The organism is Bdellovibrio bacteriovorus, assembly GCF_025558485.1.
Classification (GTDB): Bacteria; Bdellovibrionota; Bdellovibrionia; order Bdellovibrionales; family Bdellovibrionaceae; genus Bdellovibrio; species Bdellovibrio bacteriovorus_G.
Map to the genome: position 1 here is coordinate 1,724,203 of NZ_CP102930.1, position 14,218 is coordinate 1,738,420.

Annotated in this window: 10 protein-coding genes; 2 read left to right on the top strand and 8 right to left on the bottom strand. The window is 49.9% G+C overall.

The genetic code is table 11. The annotated features are described in order from the left end of the window. Positions 1-120 precede the first annotated feature (120 nt). The 4 genes from prpB to EZJ49_RS08570 all read right to left on the bottom strand — a co-directional run bounded on the left by prpB (position 121) and on the right by EZJ49_RS08570 (position 4,485). Entirely contained in the window at positions 121-1,020 is a 900-nt protein-coding gene (gene prpB / locus EZJ49_RS08555; protein ID WP_262551609.1) for a methylisocitrate lyase, read from the bottom strand. 501 nt (positions 1,021-1,521) lie between these two features. After that, positions 1,522-3,084: an MmgE/PrpD family protein gene (locus EZJ49_RS08560; protein WP_262551611.1), complete on the bottom strand. Its 1,563-nt coding sequence runs from the start codon at positions 3,082-3,084 to the stop codon at positions 1,522-1,524. Positions 3,085-3,181: 97 nt separating this feature from the next. Next, a complete protein-coding gene (locus EZJ49_RS08565) occupies positions 3,182-3,715 on the bottom strand; it encodes a DOMON-like domain-containing protein (RefSeq protein WP_262551613.1) in 534 nt (177 codons plus the stop codon). Beyond that, positions 3,712-4,485, bottom strand: coding sequence for an acyl-[acyl-carrier-protein] thioesterase (locus EZJ49_RS08570; RefSeq protein WP_262551615.1), 774 nt, complete (start codon positions 4,483-4,485; stop codon positions 3,712-3,714). The genes EZJ49_RS08565 and EZJ49_RS08570 overlap by 4 nt, the downstream gene beginning before the upstream one ends. A gap of 208 nt (positions 4,486-4,693) precedes the next feature. Here EZJ49_RS08570 and EZJ49_RS08575 point away from each other — a divergent pair, with 208 nt between their 5' ends. Together EZJ49_RS08575 and EZJ49_RS08580 are read left to right on the top strand one after the other, a co-directional pair. Next, positions 4,694-4,972, top strand: coding sequence for a helix-turn-helix domain-containing protein (locus EZJ49_RS08575; protein ID WP_262551616.1), 279 nt, complete (start codon positions 4,694-4,696; stop codon positions 4,970-4,972). Positions 4,973-5,076: 104 nt separating this feature from the next. Then, positions 5,077-5,730, top strand: a complete 654-nt coding sequence (locus EZJ49_RS08580; protein ID WP_262551617.1) for a hypothetical protein — start codon at positions 5,077-5,079, stop codon at positions 5,728-5,730. Here the strand turns inward: EZJ49_RS08580 and EZJ49_RS08585 are convergent. The 4 genes from EZJ49_RS08585 to efp form a co-directional block, all read right to left on the bottom strand. Next, complete coding sequence (locus tag EZJ49_RS08585) at positions 5,727-8,525, bottom strand: outer membrane protein assembly factor (RefSeq protein WP_262551618.1); 2,799 nt, start codon at positions 8,523-8,525, stop codon at positions 5,727-5,729. The genes EZJ49_RS08580 and EZJ49_RS08585 overlap by 4 nt on opposite strands. Next, positions 8,525-12,496 (bottom strand): translocation/assembly module TamB, encoded by a 3,972-nt coding sequence (locus EZJ49_RS08590; protein ID WP_262551619.1) that lies wholly within the window; start codon positions 12,494-12,496, stop codon positions 8,525-8,527. Before EZJ49_RS08590 ends, EZJ49_RS08585 begins: the two co-directional genes overlap by 1 nt. Then, entirely contained in the window at positions 12,493-13,548 is a 1,056-nt protein-coding gene (locus EZJ49_RS08595) for a hypothetical protein (RefSeq protein WP_262551622.1), read from the bottom strand. The genes EZJ49_RS08590 and EZJ49_RS08595 overlap by 4 nt, the downstream gene beginning before the upstream one ends. 76 nt (positions 13,549-13,624) lie before the next feature. After that, on the bottom strand, positions 13,625-14,191 hold the full coding sequence (gene efp, locus EZJ49_RS08600) for an elongation factor P (protein WP_262551623.1): 567 nt from the start codon (positions 14,189-14,191) through the stop codon (positions 13,625-13,627). Positions 14,192-14,218: the final 27 nt, after the last annotated feature.

Genomic DNA, 14,218 nt, shown 5'->3' on the forward strand with positions numbered 1-14,218 from the left:
ACGCGCTGCTGAGTCTAAGGGCAAGTTTGTTACAGGATGCGAGAAGGTCTTAAATTCGCCGCTGTTTGCAGAAGCAGACGGAACAACAAAAAAAGGGAGGCTTGCAGCCTCCCTTGGTTCTTACTTCAAAGTGAAGTTGAAGATGCTGGTGTCGAAAGAATTGTACTCGTCGTAACGAGACAGCGCATACAAGTCTTTACGAGTTTGCATTTTGTCCAAAAGGCCTTCTTGTGTGCCTTTGGCTTTGATTTCTTTAAGACCGGAAATGGTCGCACCCATCGCCAGACGGAATGTTGTCACCGGATAGATCACGATGTTGTAGCCCAGATTGGAAAGTTCCTGATAAGTGAACAGACGACCTTTGCCAAACTCTGTCATGTTCGCCAAAAGAGGAACGTTCACGGCTTTACGGAAAGTTTCAAATTCTTTTTCATTTTCCAAAGCTTCTGTGAAGATGCAGTCAGCACCCGCATCAATGTAAGCTTTCGCACGGTCAATGGCTTTATCCAGGCCTTCAACAGCACGGGCATCAGTACGGGCAATCAAAAGGAAGTTTTCATCCAGCTTCTTGCCAAGAGCTGCCGCCGCAACTTTGCGAGTCGCTTCATCACGAGTCACCAGCCCTTTGCCATCCAGGTGACCACAGCGCTTCGGATTGATCTGATCTTCGATATGGCAACCCGCCAGACCCATTTCGATCATTTCCTGAACCGTGCGAGTCGCAGACATCGGTTCACCAAAACCAGTGTCGATGTCGATAATGGTTGGCAGCTTCGTCGTGCGCGCGATCTGACGACCACGCTGAGCCACTTCTGTCAAAGAAGTCAGACCAATATCAGGATAGCCAAGATCATTGGAAAGAACAGACCCCGAGATATAAACCCCATCAAAGCCTTCTTTCTCAATCCCCATACTCACCAAAGGTGACCAAGAACCCGGAAACTGCAAAAGCTTCCCGGACTTCAAAGCCTCTCTAAAGTTTTTACGTTTTTGCGCAGGAGTAATTTCAGGAAACAACATATTCGCCTCATCTTTCCTCACGACCCGCTTGGGGACGGGGAGGGAGCTTAGCCTTAAGCCCTTCCCCTGCGAACAGTCCTCGCGGACGCCATCCCTTCGGGATGAGCTGCTGCGGAACTTGGTGAAGAGCTTAAGGCTAAGCTCCCTCCCCATCCCCAAGCAGCTCTCGGGTATCGTGTAACAATTAAATAGTTTTCTTCAGTTCAGAGCCAAGCACGAACAAATTCAGCGCTCATCTCTCAACTCCGGGTTCACCCGGGCGTTTTCGTAACAGATTCTAGCACATGCCAAACCTAGTTTGCCTCAAGATAGACGCCAAAGGTGTCTTCGTGGATAGCAAAAAGCATGGAGGGCGGAGTGCAGGGCTGGACATTGAAGGGACCTCTGCGGGGCCTGGATGGCCCCCAGCCGTAGCGTAGCGGAGGCTGGAGCAGCGAGGCAGGAGGCCGTGTCCCGTAAAGGTCCGGCCCTGCGCTTCGCACTCCATGCGTTCCCCGCGAACTAGAAGATACCTTTGGTGTCTCTCTTGTTATTCACTAGCTTTTCGATTGGAATCTGTACGTTCAACTGCTGAACTTGTTCTGCAGTCAGGTTTTCCAGATTTTCAACCAGGCTGATGAAACGGTCGCGTTCTGCTTTGGTGATGATTCCTTCAGTCAAGGTGTCGAACTTACGGATGTAGTCCGCACGTTTGAATGGACGCGCACCCGCTGGGTGAGCATCAGCCACGCCCAGCTCGTCAACGATTTTGGAACCGTCTTTCATGGTGATTTCCACGCGGCCACCGAAGCGTTTTTTGTCTGGATCAGTTTCGTGGTACCAAGCTGTCCATTGTTTGTCTTCAACAGTGGAGATTTTGTGCCACAAGGCCACAGTGTCAGCACGTTGAGCACGCTCTGGAGCGTAAGAGTTCACGTGGTGCCAAGTGCCGTCCTGCAATGCCACGGCGAAGATGTACATGATAGAGTGATCCAGAGTTTCGCGGGATGCATTCGGGTCCATCTTTTGTGGATCGTTCGCGCCGGTACCGATCACGTAGTGCGTGTGGTGAGACGTGTGGATCACGATGTCTTTGATGTCGTCGAAGTTTTTGATCATCGGCTTCATTTTGCGAGCCAAGTCGATCAAGGCCTGAGACTGATACTCTGCAGAGTGTTCTTTTGTGTAAGTCTCTAGGATCGCGCGTTTTTCTTCGCCCACTTCTGGAAGTGGAACTTCGTACTTGCCGTTTTTACCGGAAAGCATGTAAGCGATCACAGAATCTTCACCTTCATAAATTGGAGACGGAGCACCTTCACCGCGCATAACACGGTCCACCGCTTCAACAGCCAGTTTACCAGCGTGTGCCGGAGCATACGCTTTCCAGGAAGAGATTTCACCTTTACGGGATTGACGAGTCGTGAAAGACACGTGCACCGCTTGTTGAACCGCCTGGAAAATAGTTTCAGTTGGAAGAGACAACAAAGTTCCGATGCCTGCCGCTTGAGCCGGGCACAAGTGAGCGATATGGTCTTTTTTGTATTCGTGCAGGCAGGCTTGAGCCGGGCACAAGTGAGCGATATGGTCTTTTTTGTATTCGTGCAGGCAGATCGCTTTGACCAGATCCACGTGAACTTCGTAACCAGTCACGATCCCTTTTAGAAGCTCTTTGCCGGTTTTACCCATTTGTTGAGCTACTGCAAGAATAGCCGGGATGTTGTCACCCGGATGGGAATAGTCCGCTGCCAGATAAGTGTCATGGAAATCCAACTCACGAACCGCAGTGCCGTTCGCCCATGTTGCCCATTCACAGTCAAATTTTTGATCGTTCGGCATACCGAAAACAGTCGCACCACCATTACGAGGATGCGCAATCGCCATAGCACGTGCAGAAGCCACCGGACGACGGTTGGCAGCCGCGATAGCAACAGAGGCATTGTCGATGATACGGTTGATAACCATATCCACAACGTCGGCTTTGATCGGAGCATTGTCAGAAGCGATCTCTGCAATTTTCCAAGCCAGTTGGTCTTTACGATCCAACTTTTCTTTAGATGGGTACACACGAACGGTATGTTTCTTCATGGGAAGGTCCTTTCTGGATTTAGAAAATGAAACAGCCCAAGCTATCTTGGGCTCCAGAAAGGGTCAAGGGAGCGGCGGGGTCTGCGAATAGCTTCGCTCAATGCGTCGAAAGAGCGATCCAGCCGTCTTTATTGTGGAAGTCAGGATCTGAGCCGGGATGGGACAGGGACCAGTAGCTCAGCGAGCCATCGGTGAATTCAATCACCGCCGTCAGGCCAAGGCAGGTGAAATCAAACGGCTTCTGACTGTCGATTTCGATCTCAAACAGGGCCTCTTGCTGTTCCGGCTCATGGTGTTGAAGGCGCACACGGGTGTCTAGTGCGGGCTGCATGTCTTCACGGTAGCTGCTAAAAGAGTAAGCATTCCAGTGGCCGTTCGGAGCGCAATTCACCTCCAGATAGGGGGAGCGTGGTGTAGAGCCTGTTCCCACAAAAGCCTCCAAACAGGTGTGCTTCCAAAGACCGTCTTCGCGGCTGATTTGGGTGGCGGCTTTCGGCCAAAGAATGCGTTCGATATTGCCGGCAATTTTAAATTTCACCAGCAGACGGTTGTCCGCCAGAGGCGTGATATCCCCCTGAACGGAGATGCTTTCGGTCAGTGCGGTTTTACTGAAAGGTTTTAAAGACTTCATGCTTTTTTCTCCCATCCCAGCAGGGCGGTGAACAGAACTTTGCTGTCACCGACCCGCAATCCCTGATAACTGGTGATCCCGGCGTCCTCGGTTTCCGGTTTGGGCGCCTGACAGCTGCGGTGAATTTCGACTTCGTCCCCCAGATGGGTTTCGGTCAGAAAATTGACGGAATAACTGTTCAGCTTCAGGGCCTTGTGCAGATCATAAGGAACGGCATCCAGAATCCACTGGGCGTATTTGGTGTTGTTCACATGTTGATTGATATCCAGATCAGAGTTGCGCACACGGTATTTGGCGATTTTTTCGTAGGTGCCCTGCACCGGGATTTTTTCCGGGATCAGTCCCGTGGCGCGGGGATTGGTCAGACTTTCCCAAGGACGCAGATTCTGCGCGGGAAGGATTTTTTTAGTGTTGCGATCCAGAGCCAGCCAGCTTGTCGAACACAGGCCGATCTCCTGTCCCTGCTGGTTGATCACAGCAAACTCGCGACTGACAAAGGCGCCTTCCGGTGGGCGCAGCCAGGTTTGGATTTGAATGTTTTCGCCAAAGCGCGGCCACTGTTTCATTTGCAGGGTCTGGCGGGTAAGCACCCAGAACAATCCGTCTTTTTCCATGTCCTGCATGCCGAACCCCAGGTTTTCCGCATGCATCCAGGCGGTTTCTTGCAACAGATTCAGCAATCCATAGAGTCCCAAGCGTCCCATGGGATTGACTAAAAGACTGGTAATGTGGAAGCTTTCTGTCCAAGGGGTGTTGGTAATGTTTGGCATGCTCACATCCTCTCATATCTTATCTGTAAGAAAACATGAAAATGCTCATATCTCAAACACAGAAAAGATTAGGGATTGCAAAAAAACAGGAAGTAATTTAGATCAAATAAGCTATAATGTATTTATATTGATGAGATTATTTTTGAAAGCAAAGGCTTGTCACAAACGCCTTGTTATGTATAAATAAATCATCGTTAGGTGGAAACGCATGAGACAAAAAAATATGTTAGCTGATTTCTTGAAGCAAAAACGTGTGTCAGCAGGTCTTTCTCAAAGAGACGTGGCAGACAAATTGGGATACTCCACTCCACAGTTCATTTCAAACTGGGAAAGAGGCGTTTCTCACCCTCCAATCAACGCTTTGAAAAAATTGGGAGAACTTTATAAAGTCTCTGCTGATGATTTGTTTGAAGTGACGTTGAACGCAACGATCCATGAAGTAACTCAGGATTTGCGTCGTAAATTTGCCAGCAGCAAAGCTCGTTAATTCGCGCTTGTTGCAGGACTAAGAAGAAGGGCTCCCTTTGCGGAGCTCTTTTTATGTCAAAACTGTAAATAGTTTATTGTTTTATGTCAGGTTTGCGGTGCATCATGAGTCCTAAGACCCCGTTTGCGGCCCAAAGCTTTAAAAAGTATGCAGAAGAATTGTGTGCTTTTATTGAGCAAGAGGGGTGGGCCGTTCGTCCTTACCATTCAGAGTCTTTGCCATTCTTTTTACAGTTAAATGAATCCGAACGCGAAAGCACGACCGAGCTTTTGCGCCAGTATTTGGAAGTCTGCCAGCGCGTGTATTCCAAAGGGCGACGCTTGAAAGACATGCCTTTTTTGGTGGAAACGGCCCTGGAGTATTATGGCTATCAGGTTTTCCCACAGACTCTGGCGAAGCTGCGGCAGAATCAATCAAAAATGGTGGAGTTCTATTCCCGCAAGCACACGCAGTTTTTCCGGTCGTTGAACTTTTTTGAGTTCACCAGCTACACGATTGAGGATCTTTACTGTCGTCAGTGGGTGCATCTTTACGATCGGGAAGAATCCATGACGATGCGCATTTTAAGCGAAGCCAACAAGGTGTTGGCGGGTGATCTGAGCGAGCCGATTTTCGTGCCAGAGGCTCATATTCTGAAAGAGCGTCTGTCCCTAGAGCGTTTGCAGGTGCAGATGCAGAATCTGCAACTGGAGCCGTTGTTTAAAAACGGCCAAAGCGACGGGATCATGGCTGTGGCCGATTGCACCTGGGCTCTTTAGAAAGTTCCGATGGAAAGATGGAAGCGCCAAGGTTCTTCCCCCGGGCGGGCATCCAGTTTCCAGGCCCATTCAAGACTCAGTGGTCCCACTGGGGTGTTATAGCGAATACCGAATCCTGCGGAATCCCGATAAGGATCTGTGAATTTCAGGTCCTCAATTTTCACCGATCCACCGTCATAGAAGATCGCGCCACCCAAACTTTCATAAACCGGGAAGCGCAGTTCGGATTTGATCAGATACATGGTTGAATCGGAGGTCAGATAGTAAGTCGGATCAGTGTCGGTCAGTCCCAGATCCTGACGATTCGGGAAGACTTCCTGAGTTCCGGCTTCATAGCCGCGCACTGTGGACTGGCCTCCTAAAGTGAAACCCTTCTTGTCCCAGGGCACACCACCACCGTGGCTAAGATTTTTCATATAGCCCGCACGGCCCTGATTGGCCCAGACAACCGGCTGTTTGGAAAGTCGGCCCACCGTCCAATAGTGGGTGAAACTCAACGTGGTACGCCAGTATTCAATGGTCGGACTGGAGCCAATCTGCGGGGAGGCGTATTCGGCATTCCAGCGCGTGAAAGTTCCTTTGGTGGGATTGAATGGGTTGTCGCGGAAATCCAAATCCAACTGAGGGCCGGTGGTCGCGATATTTTGTTCAACCGTATCGTAAGGGTAAGAATCATCCAAACCGAAGTCACGGATGGTGGCCAAAGACCACAGATCCCAGATGCCCAGAATGCGCGAAGTGAAATCCTTTTCCAGGGAATACGTCGTCGAACGCACATCGGAAACCTGTTTGATGTCGTAATCTGTGACGGTGCTGGAGCGAGTGAGATTGATACGGCCACGCACGCGGGAATCAAATAAATAAGGTTCCAGATACCCCAGGACAACACGGCTTTCCAGATACTTGATGTCAGCCACGTTGTAGTTTCCTTCCAGACGCAAGGAAACTCCGCGCCCCGTGCCCCACAAGTTGCGGTAAGCCACACCGGTATAACCACGCAGAGTCAGTGTTCTTTCATTGGTGGCACCAGCCCCTAAAGTGAACACCCCCGGATCACGTTCGCTGACCTTCACCAAAACGGTGCGGTTGGCGACATTGGTTTTTTCCTCCAGCGTGCGGATTTCCACGGAGCTGAAGAAGCCGGTTCTTTGCAGGCGGGCGACGGATTCTTCCAGATTGGAGGGGGTCAGAAGATCGCCGTTTTTAAATTCCAATTCTTTGTGAATGACATAGTCCGTGGTGAAGGTGTTGCCTTCCAGAATGATCGAAGCCACCCGAACCTGCGGGCCTTCAAAGATTTTGAAATTCAAATTGGCCTTGGTGTTGGTTTCATCATAAGTCACCACATCGCCGCGTTCGTTTAAAAGCAGCATTTCGATATAGCCGCGCTCTTTATAAAAACTTTTCAGCCGTGCGATGGAGTCTTCAATATGGGTCAGGCGCAAAGGACCTGCGCGCAGACGGGTGGCGCGCAGCAGTTCCTCTTCCCCGAAAGAGCTGTTTCCTTCAAAGGTCACGGATTCCACAATCGTCAAAGGTCCTTCATCCAGATTGATGTGGATGGTGACGGCGTCGCGTTCCTTGTTGTATTGCGTGCGCGTGGAAAGAATCTTGGCTTGCAGGTAGCCGTTGTTTTGCAGTTCCAGAATCAGGTTTTTTAAACCTGTGTCGATGTCCTCTTTATTGTAATAACCGCTTTCCACTGTGCGGGAGCTGTGGCCCTCAATAAAGTTGATATAATACTTTTCACGGCGGTTGAATCGCCCGGTCAGGTTGTATTTTTGAATTTTAACACGCGGACCCTCCTCGATATGGAAGGTCACTTTTCTTTGGAACTTGCGTGATTCGGATTCATCAACTTTCACATCGGCACGGGCATAACCCCGGGCCAGATAATAAGTGCGAATCTTCTGTGCCAGCTCTGTGCCGACGGACGGGCTGGCCGAATAATAGTTGTCCAGCTCCAGCGCGTTTTCGATTTCCCGGATCGCCAGGAAACGAACGCCCTGATAATCGAACATGTATTTGTCAGTTTTTTCCAGACGGTAGGTCAGCACCACTTCGCTGTCATCCTCGCTGAATTCCGTGGTGGGACCAACCAGATCAGCGCGGATATAACGATTTTGGGTCAGGTATTCACGGGCGGCCTTCTGAATTTGCGAAAGCGTGGCGTCGGTGTAGGGATCATTCAGAGAATCGTCGATCTCTTTCATGATTTTTTTATTCAGATCCTCATTCGGACTGATCAGAACGATATTGCGCACCAAAGAACGTTTGTTTTCATTCACACGCACCAGCACGCTGACAGTTTCCGGGCTTTCTGGTGGCATTTCTATGTCAATCACGGCATTGTAGTAGCCCAGATCCCGATAGGCCTGGCGCAGTTTTTCGCCCCCCTCAATCAGGGTTTGCTGATCGAAGACATCACCGGCTTTAACCCCGAACAAGCCTTCGGCTTCGGAAGTGGAAAAGTTTTTGTTTCCCACCACTTTGACGCTGGAAATTCGACGGGTCAGTTCATATTCCAGTCGCAACGGTGAACTGTTGCCATCATCCAGAATACGCACACGCTTGATTTGCGGCTTCAATTGCAGATGGCGAATGATTTCGTCCACCTGATCCTGAGTCAGACGTTCCTTGGAAAGATCCGGAAATCTTTTGTTTAGGTCCTCCTGAAGCTCCTGCGGAAGGTTGGAGATATTCAGTGGCTTCTTTAAGGCCCACGACGGCAGCCCCCATCCAAGAGTCAGTGTCAGCAGCAAAAATACGGCAGGGGATCGCAAGGACGACGGCATTATTTGAACTCCCGCTTAAACTCCAGATCCAAACCGAAAATGCTTTGGGATTCTTGTTGGGTGGACTGAACATTGGTGCTTTCTTCGGTGGAACCACGGCTTTCAAAAGAGCCAATGGCCGTGACATTGCTGTTCAAAAGATATTCAAGCTTGATATCGTAAGACTGTGTGTCACCCACGGGACGGCTGCCGGAAACTTTCATTTTTTCAGACAGACGACGGCTTAAAGTGATTTTCGGCACACTGATGTTGCGGGTGGAGTCATACTGCGAAGTCACTGCCAGATTCAGACCCAGCGTGCTTTCCAGTTGTTTGTTGATTGGTTTGGCCAGCACCGCGCCACCGATTTCCACACCCAGTTGTTCCGCCTGCTGACGGGACTGCAGGTTTTGATCCATGGCCGAGGACGTAACCCCCAAGGCAATCAGGGAAATAATATCCTGTTCTGACAGCGGGGGAACACTGTTCAGGTGAATGGTCATGTTTTTGGAAGGGCCTTGTGCAAGTAAAGTGATATCGTATTCGTTGATGCGCGAAATCGCTGAAATATAAAGATTCGGATTGATCTCGTCAGGATCATTGAAGTCAATCACACCGCTTTGAATATCAAAGACTTTGTCTTTAAAGATGATTTTGGATTTGCGCTCCATACTGATTTTACCCAGCAGAACCGGTTCGGTTGGTGCCCCTTTCACCTGTAGTTGTCCGGTCACCGAGCCGTCGATAAGCGAATTTTTAACCACGATATTGCGATTCAAAAGAATTTGCAGATCCAGTAGAATCGGCTCGAACTGACCTTCACGCAGAAGTTTTGGCAGATACTGGCTTTGACGAACTCCGGCCACGGTGCCGGCATCCTCGGTAAACTCTTTTTCAACCAGTGCACTGGATACATGGAAGGTGCCTGACAAAGTGAACGGGAACCAGCGGCCCGAAAACAGCAGATCCGCATTGCCACTGCTGCGCACCTTGTCCGGAACATTGAAGGTCACGCCATCCAGATGTGCGCGAATCGTGGTCGGGATGTCCTTAATGCCATTGATCATGATGCCGCCATCTCCCGTCAGTGTGCCTCCGGCAATTTGACCTTTGATAGAGTTAATCAGGATACGGCTTTGCGAGAAAACCACTTCCGTGGAAAGGCGTTCAAGCGGGTGCGGGAAACCTTTGATTTTGATAAACGTGTTCTGGGCATTCGCATTTCCCAAAATTTCCGGTTTCATCAAAGAACCGGAAACATTTGTGGAAATATGCACCAGTCCGCCCATGTCCTCCAGGAACGGGGTGAAGATTTGCAGCAGGCGCAGATCCGTGTGGCCGGAAACTCCCAGATTCAGGTTTTCGGCAGAAAAATTAGAACCGCGAATTTGCAACAGATGATTGGGGCCGGACAAGGTGAAGTTGCGGATGTTCACTACGCCGTTGTCAGCCGTGATATCAATCGGCCCGTTATTGGCAAAGCTTAAAGGTCCGCGTTTCAGGTTGAAGGTTTCAATATGAACCTTGCCGCTGGCTTTCAGGATATCCCCCTGATCAGAACGCAGATCCACCGTGGAAGTCAGTGTCGAGTCATATTCACTGGCCAGATTGGCGCCGCCGATCAGACCCAGAACTGTTGAATAGTTCCAGTTATTGGTGTTCACCTTCAGCACCAGCGGAGAACGCCCTTTTTCCATCGGAATCTGGAAGTCAGCGCGAACCTTGTCACCAAAGAAGGTCAGCTGTCCACCCAGGCTGTTGCGATTGACCCGCACGATAAAGTTTGAATTTGGAATTTCCTGATCCTCAAACAGTGTGTCGGTGACAGCGCCTTTCAACAGCACTTGTGGATTGTTGACGGAATCCTTCAGTTCGGCGGCGAAGTTGACATTGCCGGTGATATTGGAATTGATTTTGCTGATCAGATCGGATTCTTCCAAATGCCAGTTTTTCCCGTCGGCATACAGATTCATAATACGCTCTGAACTGATGCCCCCCTGAAGAGTCAGGACGGAATTGGCTTTTTGCAGCAGCACCTTGTCAGCCTTGATATTGCCATCTGTGGCAGAGGCATTGAACAGCAACTGATTGAAGCTTTCCGGGCCGATGGTCACATCCTTGAATGCAGATTCAAGTTTGTAGTTTAGCTTCCAGAAATTCAGAGGTCCTTCAACCCGGGCTTTGGCGGCACCCATACCAGAAACAGACAGCGGGAAACGATAGATTTTTTCAAATACTGTGGCCACATCCCCCAGCTCTGCCGTTGGGATGCTGAAGTCGCCTTCCAGGGTGTTGTTGTTCAGATTGACATCCAGCTCACCCAGATACTGAGTGCGGTTTAAGGCGCCGGCAATGTTTTCAAAGAACAAAATGCCCTTGCTGTAGCGCAGATGGGTCAGAAGATTTCCCAAAGTGAAATCCTCAAAGACAAAATCACGCGCATTGAGTTTCATATTGAAAACTGCCGCGTGGGAGTCACCGGACGTGGAGCCTTCAATGCTGGTGGTGCCGACCAGTTTTAAGTGTGCCAGATTGCGCACGTTCTTCAGATCGAGCTTTTCAGTTTTATAGTTGATCTTAAAACCCTTGTGGAAATCAATCACACCATCAGAGCTGCCATTGCTGCTGCCCATGGTGACGGAAGCTGCGTAAGAAACCTGATCCAGAGTCACTTGCACCTGACCCTTGGCGGACATCGCATCAATATTCACCAGATCCGGCGTTTTGGGTTTGATGTCTGTTTTAACCCAAAGATTTTTTCCGCTGATAGAAGCATTGGAGCAAGTGACCTGGAAGGTGGGACGGATCTGACCTTCACATGGCAGCTGGCCATCGAGTTCCAGACCGACGGGAATATTCGCCAGATCCAGACTTTGGAAAAGCTTGTAAAGATCCAGACTGTGAACTGTCACCAGGGATTTGAATCCGTACTTACCATCCAGTTGCAGTTGGGACTTGGTCAGGGTGGCTTCCCCGGCCGGGTGATGCACTTCCATCTCGGAAAGTCCGATCACGCCGTTGTGGTATTCCCCTTGAATGCGTGCATCGCCCAATTCCAGTTTTTCCAGTGTCACGGAACGGGTGTTGATTTCTGCCGTGGCCTTGATGTCATCAAAGCCGTTGAACTTGGTGTCCATTTCCGTGATCAGTTCGCCGCCAATCACCGGCAGCTTGATGTCCGGGCGCAGACGTTTCATTTCGGTGTAAATATCACTTAAGTTCACTTTGCCAGTCAGATCCAGCACGCCGGAAGGTTTGATCGCAATGCGGGCAAAGTTAGTCAGTTCCCCTCGTGCCAGAACTTCGGATTCCCCCAGACGCACACCCAACTGGATGATTTTCAGGGATTGTCGTGTCAGGTACAAATGCGCATCGGTTGAACCGGAAAAATCCCCAAAGCCGGTCAGCTTCACCTGCAACTCGGGCAGATTGGCTTTGGCTGTCAGGTTTTTTCCCATGTTGGTCAGCAGCAGGTCACCGCTTTGCACCTGCACGTTCAGTTTCAGTTGCTGCGAAGTCACTTGCGTCTGAATATTTTGCAGGAAAATTCTTTGCAGCGGCAACTGTTCCAAAACCGCAAAAATCTGATCCATCGGAAGTTCTTTGGACGGGGAGTCGTCCTTCAGGAAAGGATCAAGATTGATCTGTGCCTGCGGGGCGTCCACCACCACAGCAGACAAAGTCAGGCGTCCCCCCAAAAGATGGAACAAGTCCACGAAGGCACGCACGCTGCCAATTTTAATTTCCGGCAGTGCTTCAGCCAGCGGGCCCTGACCTTCGATGATGACACCTTCCAGAGCGGCTGAGGGGCGCAGGAAGCGCAACGAAAGTTTTTCCGCGCGGATTTTCACCGGCAGGTTTTCTGCGGAATAAGTCTGGATCTTATTCAGTGTCCAGGCTTCAATTTTGGGTGCAAAGACCTGGGCCATCAGCACCCAGAGCACCAAAATCACAGCCAGCGGAGTGATAAGAATCCAAAAGACACGCTTCACTGTCCGCTCCAGATACTCAGTAAAGCACTGGCCGCGCGATAGTGCGGGCGTGCTGCCAGCAGTCCTTCAAGAACTTCAATGGCTGTGTGTTTCTGGCCCAGTCCCCACATCGCCTGCGCACGCAAATACGCCGTGGCAAAGAAGGTTTCCGGATCGTGGGCAAAAAAGATCTCGACCTTTGCAAGATCGGTTAGCAGTTCCACAAAGCGGCGGCATTTTAACAGCACTTCCAGACGGAACCAGATCAACGATTCCGTTTCCTCGCTGAATGAAAGCAGGGACAAGGCGTCTTCAAAACTTTCCAGCATGTAAGCGGCCACGGCAAAATCAAAAGCCATGTCGGGATGTTGTTCCGCGTGTTCGTGCATACTTTGCATCAGCACCTGCAAGGCCTGTTCAACCTCCGGATCACGCGGGGAATATTCCTCGGTGTTGATGCTGACCTTGCGCGAACGCGGAGTTCTGCGTGACAGAATCTCCAGGGCATAGCGCTGCTTGTGTTCATTCACTTCGCGGCGGATGTCGCTGTCACCGGGATAAAGTTTTTGCAGACGTTGCAACAGGGATTTTTCCTGCTCATACAACTGCTGCGTGCGCAGAGTGATAAGTTGTTCCAGCAAAGAACGTTTGTTGTTCAGATAATCTTTGTGCAGTTTGTACTTGCGGTTGCTGCGCCATTCGCCCAGGGTTTGTAAAGTCTGACGAAGTGCCAAAGAACGCGAGGCCTCAGCTTGAGCATTGTCCTCTTCGATTCCGTCTGTCAGCGCGCGCACGGATTTTTCCTCCAGCTTGTCGCTGAAGAAACTCAGAGCCTCTAAAAAATATGGCCATGGAATCGGGAAGGATTCGTTTTCAATATGACGAAGAACAAAATCAATCAGCAGATGTTCGTTGCGTGATTGAATCAGAAAGCGAGAAAGGGCGTTGATGTTGTCCAGTGTGAAGTGATCGGGAGAAGACTCGATACTGCTGATAAGTTGCGTGGCAACCTCAGTGAGATCTTCAGACTGTCTGAGAAGACTTTGAATTTCTAATTCGACATAAGTGGACAAAAAAAGCCTCCGCAGCTTAACTCATTTATTTTGCGATAAAATTGAGTGGTTGCGGAGACTTAATACTGAGCGTTACTTATTTTTGGCTGACGCGCTCTACGTACTCACCTGTGGAGGTGTCAATACGAAGAACATCACCTTCGCTGATGTGCAAAGGCACGCCAACAACAAGGCCGGTTTCCATGGTTGCAGGCTTGGTTGCACCTGTCACACGGTCCCCTTTGATTCCTGGGTCTGTTTGAGCCACAGTCAGATTCACAGCTTTTGGCACATCACAAGCAACAGCTTTCTCGTTATAGAACAAGATAACCACTTTCAGGTTTTCTGTCAGATAGTACTTGGATTCGCCCAGGTCCTCTTCAGAGATGGCGATCTGTTCAAATGTCTCTTGAGACATGAAGTTGTAGCCCGTGTCGTCTTTGTAAAGGAAAGACATCTCTTTGTTTTCCACGTTGGGAACTTCAAACTTCTCACCGGACTTGAAAGTGGATTCCAAGTTTTGGCCAGTCAGCATGTTTCTAAGTTTAGTACGGGTGAATTGATTCCCTTTACCTGGTTTTACGTGTTGGAAATCCACGATGACGTAGGGTTTCCCCTCCAGCATGATTTTAAGACCTTTTCTAAAGTCCGACGTTTCGTACATGTTAAATCCTTTTTTAAAATTCTTGGC

What these genes read in the sequence shown, in the direction of transcription:
- prpB (WP_262551609.1), bottom strand. Translation starts at nt 1,020, where the DNA reads ATGTTGTTTCCTGAAATTACTCCTGCGCAAAAACGTAAAAACTTTAGA.
- EZJ49_RS08560 (WP_262551611.1), bottom strand. Translation starts at nt 3,084, where the DNA reads ATGAAGAAACATACCGTTCGTGTGTACCCATCTAAAGAAAAGTTGGAT.
- EZJ49_RS08565 (WP_262551613.1), bottom strand. Translation starts at nt 3,715, where the DNA reads ATGAAGTCTTTAAAACCTTTCAGTAAAACCGCACTGACCGAAAGCATC.
- EZJ49_RS08570 (WP_262551615.1), bottom strand. Translation starts at nt 4,485, where the DNA reads ATGCCAAACATTACCAACACCCCTTGGACAGAAAGCTTCCACATTACC.
- EZJ49_RS08575 (WP_262551616.1), top strand. Translation starts at nt 4,694, where the DNA reads ATGAGACAAAAAAATATGTTAGCTGATTTCTTGAAGCAAAAACGTGTG.
- EZJ49_RS08580 (WP_262551617.1), top strand. Translation starts at nt 5,077, where the DNA reads ATGAGTCCTAAGACCCCGTTTGCGGCCCAAAGCTTTAAAAAGTATGCA.
- EZJ49_RS08585 (WP_262551618.1), bottom strand. Translation starts at nt 8,525, where the DNA reads ATGCCGTCGTCCTTGCGATCCCCTGCCGTATTTTTGCTGCTGACACTG.
- efp (WP_262551623.1), bottom strand. Translation starts at nt 14,191, where the DNA reads ATGTACGAAACGTCGGACTTTAGAAAAGGTCTTAAAATCATGCTGGAG.